This window comes from Tolypothrix campylonemoides VB511288_2, from assembly GCF_045999855.1.
Lineage (GTDB): Bacteria > Cyanobacteriota > Cyanobacteriia > Cyanobacteriales > Nostocaceae > Scytonema > Scytonema bouteillei_A.
In genome coordinates this window covers 1-17,961 of record NZ_JBFPMW010000016.1, presented here as the reverse complement: position 1 = coordinate 17,961, position 17,961 = coordinate 1, and the positions used below count along the sequence as shown (strand labels likewise).

The window sequence follows — 17,961 nt, the reverse complement described above, 5'->3', positions numbered from 1 at the left end:
TCGGCTCCTGCGTGTGGTCTTGTGTCAAAGATAGTCGTATGGATTACTCGCAATTTGACCTTGGCTTCTACTATTTCACCCTTTCCTTGTACCGCCTTGGGGCTATTAGACCGTTCGACGTTTTGTGGTCGCCTTTACTACCGGACAATTACGGTATAGTCAATCGTTTACCCTGTACGCATAGAATTCATCCCACATTACCCGAAAGTATGTATTAGGCTTATCAGGAGTTACTATTCTGGAAGCTTCCACAACCGCTTATCCTGCGTCAGCATATCCCTAACATTACTTAGGGCATTGGCTTCTCAGGATATCCCTGTTGTTCAACCGTGCGGTTTGGCTCACCTTATCGTTTTCAGTTAGGATTACTGCTATGGAAGCAATTTGCCTCAAAGGTTGTTCCTATTCAATTGTCGGTTAGCAGTAATTAACATGTATCCGATAGCATTGAACAAGTTACTTCGTTCCTAGCACTCCTTTCGCGGTAAATTTAGGATTGCAGTCTCCGCCGAGGTTTAGACACCCATACATGGCTACGAAGCACTTAGCCACAGTCTGTATAACCTAACTCTGGTATCGGGGACGTGCAACTCTTAGGTAGGGCGCATTGGGGTGATAATTCCCTAGACTCTCCCCACTCTGGTTAGTCCAATAGAGTCATCCGAGGACTATTCTCAGTCACTTTCGTTTCCCGTAGTATTACGACGAGTTGTACTGCATTCACTGTACGTTATCCATGTCTACCAACTCTTGCAGAGATTTGGGGAGGTGACTACCCATTATCCGCATTTAACCCATGCACCGAAAGTAACAGTTGCCAACCTGTTAAATCTGGGCTATGAATTCAACCCTTGGGTTTGGGTGGTAGGAATTGAACCTACAAGAGTACTAAGTTGTAAAAGGTTATGTAACCTTTCCCTCTCTCCCCCTAATTCTTTGATATGGAGAACTCCACTTTACAAAGTTAGGTTTTGAGAGAACGAATCGCACTGCTTTACTACATACATACTACATATTATATTACAGAGTGTCAAGGGTGTACTACAAAATTTTTTGATTTTTTTGAGAAGTGAGAGGGCGCTTAGCGAACTAATAGCCATCGGCAATGCATCGCGCTCTTGTCAGTTGAAGATAATCGACCTATCAGCACTCTTGTAGTATTTGTAATCAAGTTTCTCTACATGATACTACAATGGAATATAGAGTGTAATAGATTTTTAATGGGCTGTTGTAAGAATTGATAATTTGAACAAGAGTGCGATCGCTTCCCGAATTCAACAACTAGTGTTGGAGAGGAATTGCGACAAGTTAGGGGGCATCGAACGTGTATGTACGAAATGACCGTTCGCGAGGTACTCAAGCTCTTCAGGGGTCGAGCGGCGTCCCAGAACCGCATTGCGATGGGGATGACGACCAAACCTTGCAATTACGTCCCGATGTCCGCGTGCTTGCGCGGCGGAGAACTCTAGCAATGGGCGATACTCCTCTGGTGCCAAGAGAACTAGATCTGAAGCTAGCTTAACTGCCAGATCTAAATTTTTAAGATCCTCAGAATGCCCTAGAGGCAGGAAGAAGAAAGTCTTTTCCCAGGGTGTTAACAGAGCAGTGTAGTGACCGAGGTCTATCCCTTCAAGAGTTAGGGTGCAAGCATAAAGGTCTTGTGCAAATGCTCGAGCAGTTCCTCGATGAATCGTTCGGGAGAACTGATCGAGGACGATGATAAGTGCGAGCCGCGAGCGGGGTTCATTAGACCAAGCATCAAGTTCACCTTGCCGAGCTCGTTCTAACAGTGGTGAAAAATACTTAATTATATGAGCATCCGCACAAGAGCAAAACCACCATTCCCACTGACGAACCATGACCGCTAGATTGCTTGTGCGTCGGTTGGGAAACCAAAACTGAAGAACGTCTTCAAATCCTTCCGTTGTCAAGGCGAACCTCCCATAACCAATGCATCGTTATCGTTGAGCAACATATATTAAATCTGATAAATTTCATTTCTATATTTAAATAACTTTATAGGATTTATGCAGTCTGAAAAAGTCCTATAAAGTCAGGATTTAGTAAGACAAAAATCACTCGATCGTAAAGCGATCGCTCGATCGCGCAAGCTGTACTCAGTTTATCGCCCAGCCGCGCCAGTTGAAAGAGCGCTTATCGCTTCGCGCTCTGTATAGCGGTAGATTGCATTCAAGAGATGAATGATACCCTACTTCAAGAGTTGATGGTTTGATAAGAGCGAGACTGCTCGTCGGGACAAATAACAAAACTGTAATTTAGTTTGTATGTAAACTGTCATTTTTATTTGGCTTTATTAGAAATGTGAAGAATTTGAAGATAGTTAAGTCTATCAACTTAAATAAAAGCAATATTTGTTAATTTCAATCTCTCGGACTACAGCACTTTTAGAAGCAGGGCAGGGATAATTTACACGCTGATTGGAACGCCATTTCATTGTATCGATAATTACTTAATATGAAAAATAACAAGCTCTTATTAGGTCAAGTTTTAAATCGGAGAGAGGCACTAGCTCTATTTAGAGCAGTCGGAACTGCAATACTTGTGGTTGGATGGATACCTAAAAAGTCCAATTCCACACAGGTACAATCGAGTGTAGGCATCCCGGCATCATTAACCGCCGCCTCTGCTACCAAACACGGATGTGTTGTGAGTCCAGAGCAGACTGAAGGACCTTATTTTGTGGAAGAAAAGCTCAACCGCTCTGACATCCGCTCCGATCCAACGGACGGTTGGGTGAAAATTGGCGTACCACTCCAATTGACACTGCGGGTTTCTCTTGTTGGCAGTAGCAGCTGTACGCCAATTGCAGGTGCAATGGTGGATATTTGGCACTGTGACGCGCAAGGAGTTTATTCAGATGTGACAGATCGGAGTTTCAATACGGCTGGTCAAAAGTTTTTGCGTGGCTACCAAATGACAGACGCGAATGGAACTGTCCGGTTTACAACTATCTATCCTGGGTGGTATCCAGGCAGAACGACCCATATCCACTTGAAAGTCCGTACAAATGCGAACTCAGGGCAGAGTTATGAGTTTACCTCACAGCTATACTTTGATGACTCGATTAGCGATCGCGTGTATGCGCTCTCACCCTACTCTAGCAAAGGACAGCGCACGTTGAAGAACGCTCTTGACGGAATTTTTACTGATGGAGGCAACCAAATGTTGCTCGAACTCGACGAAAATGGACAAGGTTATACAGCCACCTTTGATATTGGGCTGAAGATGGCTTGATTTAAAGGGTATGGTTGAGTTGGTCAGTCGTTTGTTCGATCGCGCAGCGCAAGCTGTACTCAGCTTATCGCTTTTGGGGTTCAGAGCGATCGCCCTTGGCGCAAGTCGTTCATAGTGCTTATCGCTTCGGCGCAAGCCGTATCCGGCTTATCGCACTCATCCAAAACCATTCCACCTCAGGCAAAACTTTGCCCGCCTCCCCGTAACTGTGCCAAAAAAGTATCCAACCTCGATGCACTTACAACTTCACCCAACACATTTCCTATTCTCCGGACCTGGTAAACACCTTCTCTGAGTTCTTGAAAATCAACAATCAAGCCAGCCTTCTTCGCCTCTTTTAATTTCTTCACTTCAATCGGCATTAACGCTCTGACTCGCTTCTTCTCAACAGGTGTCAGCACCTGCCATGCCTCTTGCTTGCAGTCTTCGCGAACGGCTACAGCCATTCTGATTTCCTCCCAAGTTGTAGCATTCTGAAACGTCTCAATTAACAACTCAACAGGAGATTGAGTGTAGTGCTCTGGTTTGGATTTAACAACAGCATCATCGTCTTCCATACAATCATCTTTTTCCGGTGCAGGCTCGAAAGTCCATTCACCCTCCGTTGTTTCTTCAGTCCTCTCAGTATCTGTATCCGCGTTTGAGTCCCTAACCCAAACTTCTTCTTCACTCGGTGAGGAGGAGCTTTCTACCAACACCAATCGACCTTCCTTGTAAGCCTGCCGCAATGCTATAGCCTCAGCCACAATACGCTGTGCCGTCAACCCCTCCTCATCCATCATTTTTTGCAAGGTAGTACCAGTCTGTTCGCCCTCCTCGTGAATGGGTGGAATTTGGCAATACCGTCCCCCATTCTTCGTCCGCCGCCAGATGCTTGCTTGTTCTTGCTTTGGTTCTCTGGGTTGTTGCTGTTGGGCAATGAGGTCCCGCACGGCAGATTGGTTAATTTCTGTTAAAGAACGCAGTTGGTCGATAACGCTTTGGTACTTTTTGGGATTGTTAGCCAAACGGAAGAGAGTAGCTGGCTCGATTTTTGCTAAATCTTGGCTTGCAAAGTGCCCGAACGCGATCGCCACTTTTAAGTACTTGCGGTCTTCATTCTTCCAGCCGTGCTGCAATAGCCGCTTTTTATACTCACTTTTGGATAAGTGATCTTTCTGTTGGGCAAGCATCATGGCGTGGGTCAGGATGTTTTGGCTGGCAAGAGCAAGGTTACCGAAAGAATTTTCGGGGGTTTCCGGCGCTATAGCGTTAGCTTGGGCTTCGATATATTGGTTAAGTTCTCGTTGAGCAAGAATCTGTTCGTTCGGTGCAAGAGCTTGAAGTTGTGGCATGATAAGTAATAGTTATATGTTTTTGGAAGGCGATTGCAAAAATTCTTTATGAATCTGCGCGATCGCCTTTGTCATTTCTTTTATTTTACCGATTAATCGCTAAAACAGTTTAACTATTAATCGAAAAAAATGCTCAATTAGTAATCGACAATAGGAACGAAGGATTTTTGTATGACAGCAGTACTAATGAACCCTCCCGTTCCGCCCAAATTTACAAAAAGAGACGAAAGAAGAGCCGTGCAGCAGTCTAAAGTAAAAATTCGTTGCCGCTTGCAAGATTTAATTGATGCTCAAGGCATGACGAGATCTGCATTGGCTCAGGCAACAGGACTTACAAATGCAGCTATTCGAGGACTGTGCGAGAACATTGCAAAGCGCTATGATGCCGATACTTTAGCAGTTTTATGTGATTTTTTTGGGTGTGGAATGGGTGAGTTGTTTGAAGTTGTTCCAAAGGAGGGCAAGGAGAGTTAGTTTATGGATTTGATTGCGTTTAATAAAATCGATCCGAAGCAGCTACCGTCATTACCAATTGAGTGGAGTAAAGCATTTCCAGAATGCTCTGCTGTCTATTTCGTGCTATCTCAACACAGTGAAGTTCTTTATATTGGCAGTTCGATAAACTTGTCACAAAGGTGGTTGCAACATCACAAGCAACAAGAGTTAGAGAAACTTAAGAACCTTAGACTTGCTTGGATAGAGATAAATGATGAAATATTATTGAGAAAAGCGGAAACTAGATTGATTGAGTATTTTAAGAACCAGAAAGCGCACCAAATCAGAGCCATCTTCAGAAGAAGCAGCGATTTATCGCTCTGTCGCTAAAATTGGAGGGGTTGTATGGCACACCTAATCGCCCTTCCATGTCAATCAATTGGCTTGTTTTCAGTATTATTGTAATATTTGTCACAGTATTCCTTCTCATCCGACTGCGGTTTCAACGGAAACAGCGAGGCTCCTCTGCGATCGCCACCTATAAAAGCGATCGCATTTTAACTGTGTTAAACCAGGAAACACACCAGCTTCAACAAGCAAGAAAATCAGAAAACAGCAGTGGAGATCTCCAGAAATTAGATGTCAGCCAAAATAGGACAAGTGTTACAAATTCGCGCTCGCAGATGTTTTCTAAAGAGGATCTCGGACAAGAGGAAACAAAATTAACGTTAACTATAACACTCCAAGAACTTTTAGTGGCTCAAAGATGGGAAGAAGCTGACCGAGAAACACTAAAGATTATGCTCCAACTAGCAAATCGAGAACAAGAGGGTTGGCTGGATGTAACATCCATACAAAACTTTCCACAGCAAGATTTACGTGCTATAGACCGGCTTTGGGTAGAAGCTTCCAAGGATCGCTTTGGGTTTAGCATTCAACAACAGATTTGGCAAAATGTAGGTGGAAAGATAAAACCTGATGATAAGATTTATGAAGCATTTGGCAATCTTGTTGGATGGCGGGTGCATCAGAAGTGGTTGCAAGTGCATGAATTGACCTTTCATCTTTCATCCCCGGTTGGGCATTTACCCGCTACTGCTGTCAGGCTCGGTGGCTTGGGTTGGGGTGTTGCGGGTTTCTGGTGGGATAGAAGAGATGCATACGTATTTCTCCTTTCTCAGAAAGACTGGTAGTTGTCATGGGTTGGATTCAATATCCTTATATCTCAATATTGACTGAATCCTGTACTTAACTCTTATTATAAAATATGGAGCTATCAAGTCAGCAATTAAGAAAACTACAAAATGCTTTAATTGATGCCTTTCCTACTAAATTTTATCTGGAGGTGCGATGCTCGAAGATGCCACTACACGATACGGCAGTAAGCGCTGTAATCGCTTCTTTATCGCACTCACAAGCTCTCACCTATACCCAGTCAACAGTGTTTGTTGAGTTAACAACAATTATTTTCTAAGTATTTGTAACGTATTCAGACAACTTACCAAGATCGTCAAATCTAATACCGCGCTCGTAAACCTGTGAAAAAAGATGATGACCAGTAGAATCATGTTCTCTTAGCCATATTAAGCTTTTCTTTGGTCCGAAATACCATTGTCCGCGTAACTCGAAGTATATCTGTAATAAATCAATAGCAAGCCAATAGCGCCGATATAAAGACTCAACGTCTGAACTCTTCGCTCGCTCCAGCATTTTGTCCACCCACTGCTTTGTGTGCTGTCTTTCAGAAGAAGAAAGTGGCTTTGGACCTTGCTCAATACGCTGCTGTAACTGTTTTAAAAAAGCTTCTCCATGCCCTTGTGAATCGTAGAGACAATAGCCATCTGCAATCCGTAATAACTCATCACTAGAGGCTGACATTGCATCGGAACCATATACCCATGCATCAAGATAAAGTCCTTCAAACTCACGCGCATCCTGAATTGGTGTAGCACCATCTACAAAGCAAACAACATCAATATCACTTGAAGGAGTACAATCCTTTCTAGCACGCGAACCATAAAGAATGATGGTATGTGGCTTGTATTTTTCCTGCAAATCTATAATAAGTCTTGATAAAAGATCGTCCATTTTTTGATTCACGTAGTTGGAACTTGGTAAATCTTACCACTGATGTGAAGCACGATCGACCAAGCTTAAGCCTTCTGCGATAAGCGATCGCTGTCCTAAATGATTTACAAACACCTCTTCCTTGTCTTCTGTTTAGATCTCAAATAGGATTGCTATATAACCGGGGTAGAAATCAGTTAGCCTCATGACTTTAGAATTTTGTATAATTTTTTAGATTATTCCACTTATAGAAATGAGTGATACCAAGTTACCTATTGTTCTGGTGGTTGAGGATAGCCCTGATGATTTACTTTTTATTCAACGTGCTGCTGTAAGAACCAACTTACAGATGATCCTAAAAAACGTGACAAACGGGAACGAGGCTGTGAGCTATTTGCTCGGTGAAGGTTCTTATGCAAATAGAGAGATTTACCCATTTCCAAACATTATTTTAACAGATACAAGAATGCCTCGTATGGGAGGGTTAGAGCTAGTAACGTGGATTAGGGAACAAAATGATTTTAAGGATTTACCGATTGTTGTTATGAGCAGTTCTACGGATACAGATAATGCGGATCGCTTTACAGCCGTTGGCATTAACTTATATTTTGTCAAGCCTATGTCTGTACGGGGTTTTGAAGAAATTTTAAGGGAAGTTGTGTCGTTACTATCTCAGAATCCGCACTAATCGAGTGTATATTCTGAAAGCGATAAGCGAAGCTTAACGGAAGACAGCCATATCGAACTTCATCAAAACATTCAAATAATAATTTCTCTCCTCAGGTGGATGTTAGGAAAAATTTTCAGTCAAAATTTTGATTTTTTTCCTCCAATAGCAGGAAGTTCATATTATCTAAAATTTGTACCTTAATTAACGAGTGAAGCTCAACACCAAGCTGGTCTGATGAACAGTTGATATTTTCACAATCGTCTTTTACCGCTTCAGAATAGATTGTGAATTTATAAACTGAGTGCAAGAGCATTTTTTGCACCATCGGAAAAAGTAGTGTGAGTCCCAGTCCATTTGTAGGAGGTTGTCATGATGTTTAGAGTAAACCGCGTACAGCTACAGAAAAACTTGAATGAAGTTCAATATCCGGTCAGTAAGAAAGACTTAATTTTTTATGCTGAGGAGAAAGGTGTTGATGAAAGAGTCCTTCGGGCTTTAAGGCATTTACCAAATCAGCAATACGAAACAGCTACGGATGTGAGCCAAGCAATGGGCATGATGGCATAGCTTGATAAAATCAGGCAGTCATCCCTTATCTTTTTCCTCTGCGTACTATTGGCTTCTGCTGTTAAATAAAATACTTTTAATCCGCAACAGACGCTAGATCGCAGAGGAAAGAACTGAGAAGGCTATCAATCTTTTGAAGTTTTTATTGGGAGCATCCCAAATTTACTATATTGCCCTTAGAGTAGAATTCACCGACGGTAGGCGCTATCTCAGGAGTGGAGACCTAGGCGAACAACCTACGGTTTACACACAAGTCTCCTAAAATCCCTTTTGACAGTTTCGATCCCCCCTAGCCCCCCTTTTTAAGGGGGAAAATTGTTCAAGTCTCCCAATTTATTGGGAGTTTTAGGGAGATCTCTAAAGATGTGTACACCACCGTAGAGGCGAACAACGGGGGGAACTCAGAGCAGTCGCCTAAACGGGGGGAAACCCCGCAACTTACTGCTCTCGGCAAAGCGCTGCCTCGGCTATACACCCTAAGCCTTTTATTTTCATTTCCCTCCTCAAGTAGATACTTCTGACAAAGAATTCTTGTTATCTTTAAATTTTTAATTCAGAACCTAAGAAGAATGACAAAATTCCTTATCTATGGAACTTACACCAGTAGTTATTATCTGGTTTGTGCTTGAGACTTTAGCAGGATCGCAATAATCTAACAACTAACCAATTACACATATTATATTATGAATAGGCTTAAAGAAATTCAACTAAAGCTAAAGTTCTTTTGGGGTTCTCTCTTTTACTTCAAGTACACGCCTCATGCACTTCTTTATTCTCGCTTGAGAGATAACATAGAACGCAAATTTTTCAAGTATTCTACAGAAAAAGGTTTTAATAAGCCTGGAAAACTGACTCATACCGAACTTACAGAAAAAGGTGCTAATTTCTATTTTGAACTTGCAGAATTACAAATTTCTTTTCTGACTGAAGAGTTAATTCGAGTCGATTGGAAACCTGGTATACCACCTATTCCTTATGGCATTGCCCGCAAAGATTGGCAGGATGTGAAAACTCACGTAGAAGAAATAGAAAACGGTGTCTCCATCTCTAGTGCCAAGCTAAAAGTTATTGTCAAAGAAGATGGTAGTTTAAAGTTTTGTGATTCCTCAGGACAAATATTACGTGAAGAATTTGCCCCTTCTTGTAAAAATGAAGGATGGTTGCATCAAGCACAATTGCGACAAGAAGAACAAATATACGGTCTTGGGGAACGATTTTCTTCTCTTAACTTACGTGCTGCCAAAGATGAGAAGCAACAACCAAAAACATACCGGATGTGGAACTATGATGCTGCAGGTATGTATGGTCCCGGTTCAGATCCAATGTATCTGTGTATTCCCGTGTATTTGAGTTTGCATTCCTCTGGCAGTTATCTCATCTTTTATGAAAATTCTTTTGACGCTTATTTTACCTTTGGGGAAACTGCTGTTGCTAATTTTGAAGGGGGATCGCTGCGTTACTACTTTACTTATGGTACACCCGCTCAACTTTTAGAACGCTACACAGAGTTAACAGGGCGTGCTGCTTTACCTCCCTTGTGGGCTTTGGGGTATCACCAATCTAAATGGGGATACCGTACAGAAGAAAAAATCCGAGAAGAAGCCCGAGCATTTCAAGAACGCAATTTGCCTTTAAGTGCGATTCATTTGGATATCGATTGTCAAGTTGGCAACAGAGCTTTTACGATCGATCCCGATCGCTTTCCTAAATTAGGAAGTTTTACACAAGAACTCAAAGAACTTGGGGTGCAATTTATTGCTATTCTCAATCCCGGTATTAAGTACAGCCGTCACAGTAATTTATTTTTAGAAGGTCAAATACTGGACGGCTTTTGCAAACTCCCTAACGGAAAACTTGTTGTTGCACCTGTTTGGCCTGGGTGGTGTGTATTTCCAGATTTTACTAACCCCAAAGTTCGTGCATGGTGGAGTCGGCAATATCAGTATCTGCTGGATGTGGGTGTCGCCGGTTTCTGGCACGATATGAATGAACCGGCTGCTTTTATTGCTTGGGGCGATCGCTCGCTTCCCAAAGTAACGCAACATTATATGGAAGGTAGGGGCGGGGATCATCGCGAAGCACACAATGTCTACGGGTTACTACAGGCAAAAGCAGCATATGAAAGTTTGTGCCAATACCATCCCCAGCAACGCCCTTTTATTGTTTCCCGTGCGGGCTGGGCTGGTCTTCAGCGCTACGCTTGGACTTGGACGGGTGATGTAGAGTGTACCTGGATTGCGTTGCGTACAACTATAGCAACAGTCGTAGGTTTGGGGCTTTCTGGCATTCCTTATAGCGGTCCCGATATCGGTGGTTTTCAGGGAAATCCTAGTGCTGAGCTTTACTTGCGGTGGTTCCAAATGGCAACCTTTTTTACGTTTTACCGCACCCACTCTTCTAATAATGTGGAACACCGCACGCCTTGGACTTATGGAGAACCTTATTTAAGTATCATTCGGCAATATTTAGAACTCCGTTACCGATTGCTTCCCTATTTCTATACCTTGTCTTGGGAAGCAACACAAAAAGGTTATCCTCCCGTGCGTCCTCTTTTCTGGTCTGCAACGGATGAACCCGAACTCTGGTCTGTGGAAGATGCTTTCTTGTTGGGTGAGGCGTTACTTGTTTGTCCGATCGTACAAGAAGGAGCGCGATCGCGACAAGTGATTTTACCTAAAGGTTTCTGGTATAATTTTTGGGATGATACAGCTTTAGAAGGTTCCCAACAAATCACAATCGAAGCACCGCTAGAACAAATTCCCCTGTTCGTTTTGGCTGGAAGTATTTTACCAATGGAGGAGAAAAAGCAATTAATTCTCCATATTTACCCTCCTGTAGAAGAAGACAGCCGTGAAACCGTTCTCTACACTGATGCAGGTGATGGCTATGGAGAATCAAGAGTAGATAAGTTTGGGATGACACGTTCCGAGAACGGTCTGGAAATCACTTGGACAGAAGAAGGGAAATATCCTTTCCCCTATAAATCGATGAGCCTACACGTACATGGAATCAAACTGCAACAAGTGTGGGTTGATGGAGAAGAGGTGACTTGCACCGGACAGATATTGGAGTTCCCAAACTTAGAGGGGGGTGATGTCAGCGATCGCTTCCATCAGGTTCGCATCCAAGGCTAGGGATTGGGACGTGAGCCCTCATGCTCCCAAACTATTCGATATCGGTGGGCATTGCCCACCCAACTAGCCGAAAAATTAAAAAAAGAAAATGATATTTTGTCATCTCTCGCTAGACATAAAATTGATTTAATATTTGCAACAAAATATTCAGATAAAAAAGTAATGCATATAATTTTCTTTAAAGAAAATTCATATAATTATGATAACTTATGTTAAGCATTTGAAATTTATTTCGATGAAGGATATATGTTGGATGGAGGTCGTACTTCATAATTGTTTATCCATAACTTGTTAGACCAAGCTGGCTTTGTTAAACGGTTACGTTCAGAATTACACAACTCGCAGTAAAACGTAATGGAGAGTAGCAATGCTTGTTGCTAAAAGAAGTCTTCCTTGAAGAAGGTTGACTTATGTGAAGGTTACGCGTTAAATTCTTAACAATATAGATTCGGTCTGCCTAATTCTTGGTTTGCCTTAGACACAGTGTTCCCGTAGGTAAACTTGAAGCGGAGGAACCACCGTTGGGGCTAATCTTTAAAAAGGATAGAGACTTAAGTATAAAGGATAAATAAGAGGTCCTTTTTCTCACATCATCCTTTAAACTTTATATTTCATCCTTGTTAAAGAGGGACATCTCTCAGTCCTAGCCCGTCAGCTAACTTCGTCGGCATTGAGAGGAGACTGAGCGAACAGCATTCTTAACAAGTAATGCCTTGTTCTCGTCGGTATCCTTGGCTGGTATCTGTGCGCTTCGTTGTACCTGCCCTTAGCTTTGGGTAAGGGGTCATATTACCTCCACTCAGATATCTGAGGCAGGAAAGATTGCCATGTGGTGAAGTTTAACTATGCTACTGACAAAAAAGCATCGTATCGCTTTGATTTCTGTGGATGGAGATCCTGCTGCAGAAATAGGACAAGAAGAGGCTGGTGGACAAAACGTGTATGTCCGTCAGATAGGTTACGCACTAGCTCAAAAAGGTTGGCAGGTGGATATGTTCACTCGCCTCAGCAGTCCCGAGCAAGCAGCTATTATCCAACATGGAACTAACTGTCGAACAATTCGGCTAAAAGCTGGTCCGATAGAGTTTATAGGTCGGGATAGCCTGCTAGATTATCTACCTGAATTTATCGCAGAGTTTCAATCATTCCAGCAAAATCAAGGTTTTCAGTATTCTCTGGTTCACACTCACTATTGGTTGTCTTCTTGGGTGGGTATGGAACTAAAAAAGCGGCAACCATTGATTCAAGTGCATACATACCATTCATTAGGAGCAGTGAAATACAGCACTGTTTCTGACGTACCAGCAATAGCTAGTATCAGACTAGCTGTAGAAAAAAATTGTCTGGAGTGTGTCGATCGAGTTGTTGCGACTAGCCCCCAAGAACAGGAACATATGCGAAAGCTAGTTTCTTCTCTTGGACGCATAGAAGTTATTCCTTGCGGTACCGATATTGAGAAATTTGGCTCGGTTGAACGCTCTCAAGCACGTCAAACATTGGGTATTGCTCCTGATGCAAAGGTTGTACTCTACGTTGGTCGCTTTGATAAACGCAAGGGTATTGAGACACTTGTGAGAGCTTTTGCAAAGTCAAGTTTGCACTCTGTCGCTAACCTACAATTAATTATTGGAGGTGGCAGTCGTCCCGGTTATAGTGATGGAATCGAGCGCGATCGCATCTCTGGTATTGTGTCTGAACTTGGACTGGAGAATTACACAGCCTTTCCAGGTCGTCTAGATGAGGCTGTTCTGCCTTTATACTATGCAGCGGCTGATGTGTGTGTTGTCCCCAGTCACTACGAACCTTTTGGTTTGGTTGCCATTGAAGCGATGGCGAGCCGAACTCCAGTTGTTGCCAGTGATGTTGGTGGTTTGCGATTTACAGTAGTACCTGAGGTAACAGGATTGCTTGCTCCTCCCAAGGATGAAGATGCTTTTGCCTTAGCTATTGACCGCATTCTAATCAATCCAGAATGGCGGGATCGCCTTGGTGAAGCAGGTAGACAGCGTGTAGAAATTGCTTTCAGCTGGCAAAGTGTTGCCTCCAGATTAACTCATCTTTACACTCATTTGTTACCAGAAGTTGTCACCACACAAGAACAAGAGAGAAAACCTCAGGTTGTGGCTTGACAAGCGGTCGGCGAAGGCTTGAATTCGCATTCTTCCATCGCTCTATCAAGGAAGTTGCAATCATTTCACCGCCTCAAGCGATCCCCGTTCAACCAATTGTCAATATTCTGTAGCAAACGTAAAAAACAAACCGTTCCGTCTATCTAGTCAAGGAGTTATGACAATGTTAGAGATTGGTGACTATGCACGCCATCAAGTGACCGGGCTAATTGGTCAAGTTGTTGGGTACGGTCATGAAGTCGTACAAGGAGTTTATGTAACGACTCTCAAAGTAAGAGAGATTGCTAACGAAAGCCCCGATCGCAGCAGATTTTTGGAAGATGTCTACTCCGAATGGGTGCGAGTGGAGATAGAAGCAGTTCCTACTCGTATTTCCTCAGAATCGGTAGAAAGTGAGGTCGCATTGCAAGCATAAAAGCATAGTTTTACAGCCATTTTCAAGGTAAATAAACCACAGTAGTAAGGGCGCGGCGGTCTTGCGCCCTTACTACTGTGGTTCATTTAGGTGAAAACTACTGTAATTTGCATAGATGAATGCGCTGTGAGGTAAGTTTTTATTTGGAAATTCCAGAACTGCAAAGGATTGGTGCTGACCAAGGACTGTGAGACGTGACTGAGGCTGGGCGAGCTGTTAGAAAAATCTCTCCCTTTTGATTGACTGTCCACCCAGTTGCTTCTGTAACGCTCTGTTGTATAGTAGTTTTTGATACAGTCATACCGTGTAAGTTGGAGTTGTTTGTTTCACTAGATGCAGGCGTTATCCAATTCACCAATACTGCATCAGAAGTGAGATTTTCATTGGGATTGGGAGGTAAGCCACCACGTCCAGTTATAGTGAATTTACTTTGAGTCAGATTTGAATGATTGCAGTTTTGGGATATTTGAGTATCAACAGGTACTGTTGGTAGGTTAACTGAATCAATATTTGGCTCAAATTCAAAAGTGTTCAGTTCTACGGAGCCGTCTGTGCCAAACTCCGAGCTGGCGTTAATTTCACTGATGGTATCATCCGATGACAACTGGGTACGATTTTCCAATCCATAAATACCCGCAGCGTTAATTGTAATACGACCCCCACTACCTTCGACGGCTTGGGCGATGATATCGCTATTTTCTTTTAAGACAGCTACAATAAAACCATTAGATGCATTAATAGTAATGTTACCTCCTTTGCCTCTTTCTCCGGCTTTGGCAGAGATTTGCCCGTTATGGCGTAGTTGCAAAACTTTCCCTACATTTAATGTAATGTTGCCACCATCAGTTAATTCTGTACTGGCAAATATCCCACTGTTAGGACCAGCGTAACCAAGTATATACTTGTAACCATCTGTGGGTGAAACACCAGCACCCAGTACAATCTGAGGATAACTGTTGTTATAAGTTTGTTTTATTTGCTCAAAGACTGCATCGTAGTTAGAGTTACTCCCTGAAATCAGGATGCGATCGCTGTTTTTTATGCTAATGTTACCAGCATTGCCACTACCTGCAGCATTAGTTAGCAGTTGTCCGCCACTTGTGAGTTCAACAATCTTGGCATCAATATTAATATTCCCACTGTTACGGGCGTTTTGACTTTGTGCTCTTATACTTGCCCCATTTGATACCCGTAATGTACGAGCTGTAATATTAATATTACCTGCCTGACCGATTGATTCGTAATTACTAGTTGCTGTTACAACAGTATACGGAAAAATTTTGGTAAAATCGCTACTGTCAACGTTAGGGTCATGCAATGGATCGATGCCCGATATTTCGACTGTTTCTACAGCATCGATATCAATACTACCAGAGTTGCCACCACTCCTTTCCGAGCTAGCTTCTATGAGTGACCCATCAATTATGGAAACAGATTTCCCACTGATTTTGGTGTTACCTACATTACCCGATCGCTCGCTCAAACCAACATTGTTACCAACGAGACTCCGTTGGATAATCACAGGACCATTAGATTGGATTGTGATGGAACCAGAATTGCCTTGAGTGGTTCCAGCATTCAGAAAGCTATTTTCAGTTATAGAGACCGCATCATTTCCAATAAGCGATATATTTCCGCCATTTGCTCTTGCACTGACAACATACGCAGACTGCAAAAAAATAGAGCCCTTGGCTGTTAGAGAAATGTCTCCACCACCAGATGATGTTTGAAGACCGTAGGTAGAGATGATAGCATCGGGAAAGAGTTTATCCTGCCCTATTAAAGCTATAGAGCCAGTTGTGGCAGAAAGCGAAACTTTTCCAGACGGTCTGTCTGCACTGCTACCAGCATTTAAGGCTGGAAAAACACCACCATTTATATTACGATTGGTTATGTAAATTTCTCCTGCTTTAATAGTAATATCACCTGGATTTCCTCTGGTATCTGAGTCAGCAATCACACTCAGCAAGCTGTTGGGAGCGTTTGGCGTGCGATCGCCTGAACCACCATGCGTTGGATCGATACCTGATATTTCTACTCTTCCCGTGGCATCGATCTGAATGTTACCAGAGTTACCACCATTCGCTTCGGATCTCGTCTCTAACAAAGACCCCTTGATTATATAAACCGCTTGGCCAGCAATCTTGATATTACCTGCATTACCGGATTGTTCGCCGCCAACGTTATTACCAAGCCAGCTGCGATCGATAGTGACGATCCCGTTCGACTCGACTGTAATGTCTTTAGCATCCCCCGAACCAGTACCACCATTGAGGAAACTGTTTTCAGTTATTGACACCGAATCTTTGCCCACAACTGAGATAAGTCCTCCGTAGCCACCAGTAGCATTTAGATAGGCGTTATTTAAATAGACACGATTTGCTTCAAGCCTAATATCTCCACCTCCTATCTGCTTGCCAAGATAGTTATAAGTGGAAATGACTTCATCCAAGGAGTTAGTATCTTGTCCGAGTAACTCCATTGAGCCCGTAGCGAACAGTGATACGTTTCCAGCACGCCCAGTTCCTAACGAACCCGTGTTCAACGCCGCAGGAATGGATGAGCCAGACTCCGGTGTTGAATCACTCGCTCGATTGTTGATTTTTATTGTACCCGCATTGATATTAATATCGCCTGCATTACCAATCGCATTTTCAGAAACAACATTTACGACCCGGCTTGGGTAGTTGATGCCAATTAAATCTGTTGCATTCAGGGTAATATTTCCCGAAGACAAGCCCGTTGCTGTCAAATTTTCCCCAATACCAGCAGAAATGAGGCTTTCACCCGAAATATTTATGTTTTTCGCAATCATCTCTATACTACCCCGACTGCGATCGCTCACATCTATCTTTGCATTGATAAGAGATATATCTGCTCTCTCCACAGTTGGTGGAATATCCAAGGAAAGATCGCTACCACTCACTGATAGTCCCACCGTTCCCCGTTCCGCAACCGCCGCCAACTCAATCCGACCATTTGCTGCTTGTACCGAACCGCCATCCAACGCTATGAATCCACCAACAAGTGCCAATGTTCTTTCTGGTTGAACTTGAAGACCAACAGCAGTCCCATTGCTATTGGTTACTGTAGATTGATTTTGGATACTCCCAACCTTCCCCCCGAATTGCAGACCAGTAGGAACGCTAACAGTCAAGAGTGGTTTTGTTTGAAGTGCGTTTGTAGTAAACTCAAAAGCATCAGCAAATTTGATTTGACTTGCCGTACTTGCTAGAAATGAACCACGGATGTCCAAACTGGCATTTTTACCAAATATAATGCCATTGGGATTGATAAGAAACAGATTAGCATTACCTAAAACACTCAGTTTTCCCAAAAGTTGAGATGCATCCGCCCCCGTGACGCGACTCAAAATGTTTTGAACTTGAGATGGGTTAGCAAAATAGACCTCTCGTCCTTCACCGATGTTGAATTGCGAAAAACTGTGAAACAAATTAGTTCCGCGAATTGCTCCACCGTCAATTCGGTCAACTTGTGCGTTTACAGGTGTGACTACAGAATTCTCTTCACCCAAGGTATTATCAGCTAAAGGTCTGAGTTCTTGAGCAAGAGTGGAATTTGCAAAGACAGCAATTATGCCTTCTAGGACTAACCAAATTCCCAAGTTCAAGAAGGCAGTAGGCAGAGGGCAGGAACCATTCCTTCTGCCTCCTGCCTCCTGCCCTCTGCCTTTTCCAGTAAGTTTCCAACCAATTATCCATCGCCCCATCATTTTAGGCTTTGCCCTCTAATAAGTAGAAATAATAAATGATATAAACTTTACTAAACTTAACCATATTGCCAAGCAAAGTAAAGAAATGTAAATTATCAGTAGGGTAAGCAATTGCCCGATTTATTAAAGTCATCGCAATATATAGAAACATGACAGCAACCTTACAACAGCGCCAAAGCGCCAACGTATGGGAGCAGTTCTGTAACTGGATCACCTCCACCG

14 protein-coding genes and 1 riboswitch are annotated in these 17,961 nt (G+C 42.9%); of the genes, 9 read left to right on the top strand and 5 right to left on the bottom strand.

Going from position 1 to position 17,961, the window contains the following annotated elements; translation table 11 throughout:
* Positions 1 to 1,274: 1,274 nt before the first annotated feature.
* Positions 1,275 to 1,931, bottom strand: a complete 657-nt coding sequence (locus tag AB0756_RS34150; RefSeq protein ID WP_050045477.1) for a DUF924 family protein — start codon at positions 1,929 to 1,931, stop codon at positions 1,275 to 1,277.
* A 544-nt stretch (positions 1,932 to 2,475) separates the two neighbouring features.
* Here AB0756_RS34150 and AB0756_RS34145 point away from each other — a divergent pair.
* On the top strand, positions 2,476 to 3,255 hold the full coding sequence (locus AB0756_RS34145; protein WP_038076555.1) for an intradiol ring-cleavage dioxygenase: 780 nt from the start codon (positions 2,476 to 2,478) through the stop codon (positions 3,253 to 3,255).
* 176 nt (positions 3,256 to 3,431) lie between these two features.
* Here AB0756_RS34145 and AB0756_RS34140 read toward each other — a convergent pair whose 3' ends face one another.
* A complete protein-coding gene (locus AB0756_RS34140) occupies positions 3,432 to 4,589 on the bottom strand; it encodes a hypothetical protein (RefSeq protein WP_063779470.1) in 1,158 nt (385 codons plus the stop codon).
* 171 nt (positions 4,590 to 4,760) lie between these two features.
* Here AB0756_RS34140 and AB0756_RS34135 point away from each other — a divergent pair, with 171 nt between their 5' ends.
* The 3 genes from AB0756_RS34135 to AB0756_RS34125 are packed head-to-tail and all read left to right on the top strand — an operon-like array spanning position 4,761 to position 6,217.
* Positions 4,761 to 5,063: a helix-turn-helix domain-containing protein gene (locus tag AB0756_RS34135; RefSeq protein ID WP_038076552.1), complete on the top strand. Its 303-nt coding sequence runs from the start codon at positions 4,761 to 4,763 to the stop codon at positions 5,061 to 5,063.
* Between the two features lie 3 nt (positions 5,064 to 5,066).
* Entirely contained in the window at positions 5,067 to 5,414 is a 348-nt protein-coding gene (locus AB0756_RS34130) for a GIY-YIG nuclease family protein (protein WP_038076542.1), read from the top strand.
* A gap of 38 nt (positions 5,415 to 5,452) precedes the next feature.
* On the top strand, positions 5,453 to 6,217 hold the full coding sequence (locus AB0756_RS34125) for a GUN4 domain-containing protein (RefSeq protein ID WP_050045478.1): 765 nt from the start codon (positions 5,453 to 5,455) through the stop codon (positions 6,215 to 6,217).
* A gap of 277 nt (positions 6,218 to 6,494) precedes the next feature.
* Here the strand turns inward: AB0756_RS34125 and AB0756_RS34120 are convergent, their stop codons facing one another.
* Positions 6,495 to 7,112, bottom strand: a complete 618-nt coding sequence (locus tag AB0756_RS34120; RefSeq protein WP_038076539.1) for a nucleotidyltransferase domain-containing protein — start codon at positions 7,110 to 7,112, stop codon at positions 6,495 to 6,497.
* Positions 7,113 to 7,344: 232 nt separating this feature from the next.
* On the opposite strand from AB0756_RS34120, the gene AB0756_RS34115 reads away from it, so the two are divergent.
* The 5 genes from AB0756_RS34115 (at position 7,345) to AB0756_RS34095 (ending at position 14,006) form a co-directional block, all read left to right on the top strand.
* Positions 7,345 to 7,779 (top strand): response regulator, encoded by a 435-nt coding sequence (locus AB0756_RS34115; RefSeq protein ID WP_038076537.1) that lies wholly within the window; start codon positions 7,345 to 7,347, stop codon positions 7,777 to 7,779.
* 351 nt (positions 7,780 to 8,130) lie between these two features.
* Entirely contained in the window at positions 8,131 to 8,328 is a 198-nt protein-coding gene (locus AB0756_RS34110; RefSeq protein ID WP_237266043.1) for a DUF2795 domain-containing protein, read from the top strand.
* 683 nt (positions 8,329 to 9,011) lie between these two features.
* Positions 9,012 to 11,462 carry a glycoside hydrolase family 31 protein gene (locus tag AB0756_RS34105; RefSeq protein ID WP_038076533.1) on the top strand — a complete coding sequence of 817 codons (2,451 nt, stop codon included), beginning with the start codon at positions 9,012 to 9,014 and terminating at the stop codon, positions 11,460 to 11,462.
* A gap of 460 nt (positions 11,463 to 11,922) precedes the next feature.
* Positions 11,923 to 12,147, top strand: a riboswitch (cyclic di-AMP (ydaO/yuaA leader).
* Positions 12,148 to 12,307: 160 nt separating this feature from the next.
* Entirely contained in the window at positions 12,308 to 13,591 is a 1,284-nt protein-coding gene (locus tag AB0756_RS34100) for a glycosyltransferase (protein ID WP_038076532.1), read from the top strand.
* Between the two features lie 157 nt (positions 13,592 to 13,748).
* Positions 13,749 to 14,006, top strand: a complete 258-nt coding sequence (locus AB0756_RS34095) for a hypothetical protein (protein ID WP_237266042.1) — start codon at positions 13,749 to 13,751, stop codon at positions 14,004 to 14,006.
* Between the two features lie 139 nt (positions 14,007 to 14,145).
* On the opposite strand, the gene AB0756_RS34090 is transcribed toward AB0756_RS34095, so the two are convergent.
* The gene (locus AB0756_RS34090; RefSeq protein ID WP_050045480.1) at positions 14,146 to 17,739 is read right to left on the bottom strand and encodes a two-partner secretion domain-containing protein; all 3,594 of its coding nucleotides are present in this window, start codon (positions 17,737 to 17,739) and stop codon (positions 14,146 to 14,148) included.
* Position 17,740: 1 nt separating this feature from the next.
* Positions 17,741 to 17,961 (bottom strand): hypothetical protein (locus tag AB0756_RS34085; RefSeq protein WP_408104036.1); only part of this gene is annotated, 221 nt, incomplete at its 5' end.

Coding starts and splice junctions, on each gene's coding strand:
- AB0756_RS34145 (WP_038076555.1), top strand. CDS start 2,476: ATGAAAAATAACAAGCTCTTATTAGGTCAAGTTTTAAATCGGAGAGAG.
- AB0756_RS34140 (WP_063779470.1), bottom strand. CDS start 4,589: ATGCCACAACTTCAAGCTCTTGCACCGAACGAACAGATTCTTGCTCAA.
- AB0756_RS34135 (WP_038076552.1), top strand. CDS start 4,761: ATGACAGCAGTACTAATGAACCCTCCCGTTCCGCCCAAATTTACAAAA.
- AB0756_RS34130 (WP_038076542.1), top strand. CDS start 5,067: ATGGATTTGATTGCGTTTAATAAAATCGATCCGAAGCAGCTACCGTCA.
- AB0756_RS34125 (WP_050045478.1), top strand. CDS start 5,453: ATGTCAATCAATTGGCTTGTTTTCAGTATTATTGTAATATTTGTCACA.
- AB0756_RS34120 (WP_038076539.1), bottom strand. CDS start 7,112: ATGGACGATCTTTTATCAAGACTTATTATAGATTTGCAGGAAAAATAC.
- AB0756_RS34115 (WP_038076537.1), top strand. CDS start 7,345: ATGAGTGATACCAAGTTACCTATTGTTCTGGTGGTTGAGGATAGCCCT.
- AB0756_RS34110 (WP_237266043.1), top strand. CDS start 8,131: ATGATGTTTAGAGTAAACCGCGTACAGCTACAGAAAAACTTGAATGAA.
- AB0756_RS34105 (WP_038076533.1), top strand. CDS start 9,012: ATGAATAGGCTTAAAGAAATTCAACTAAAGCTAAAGTTCTTTTGGGGT.
- AB0756_RS34100 (WP_038076532.1), top strand. CDS start 12,308: ATGCTACTGACAAAAAAGCATCGTATCGCTTTGATTTCTGTGGATGGA.
- AB0756_RS34095 (WP_237266042.1), top strand. CDS start 13,749: ATGACAATGTTAGAGATTGGTGACTATGCACGCCATCAAGTGACCGGG.
- AB0756_RS34090 (WP_050045480.1), bottom strand. CDS start 17,739: ATGATGGGGCGATGGATAATTGGTTGGAAACTTACTGGAAAAGGCAGA.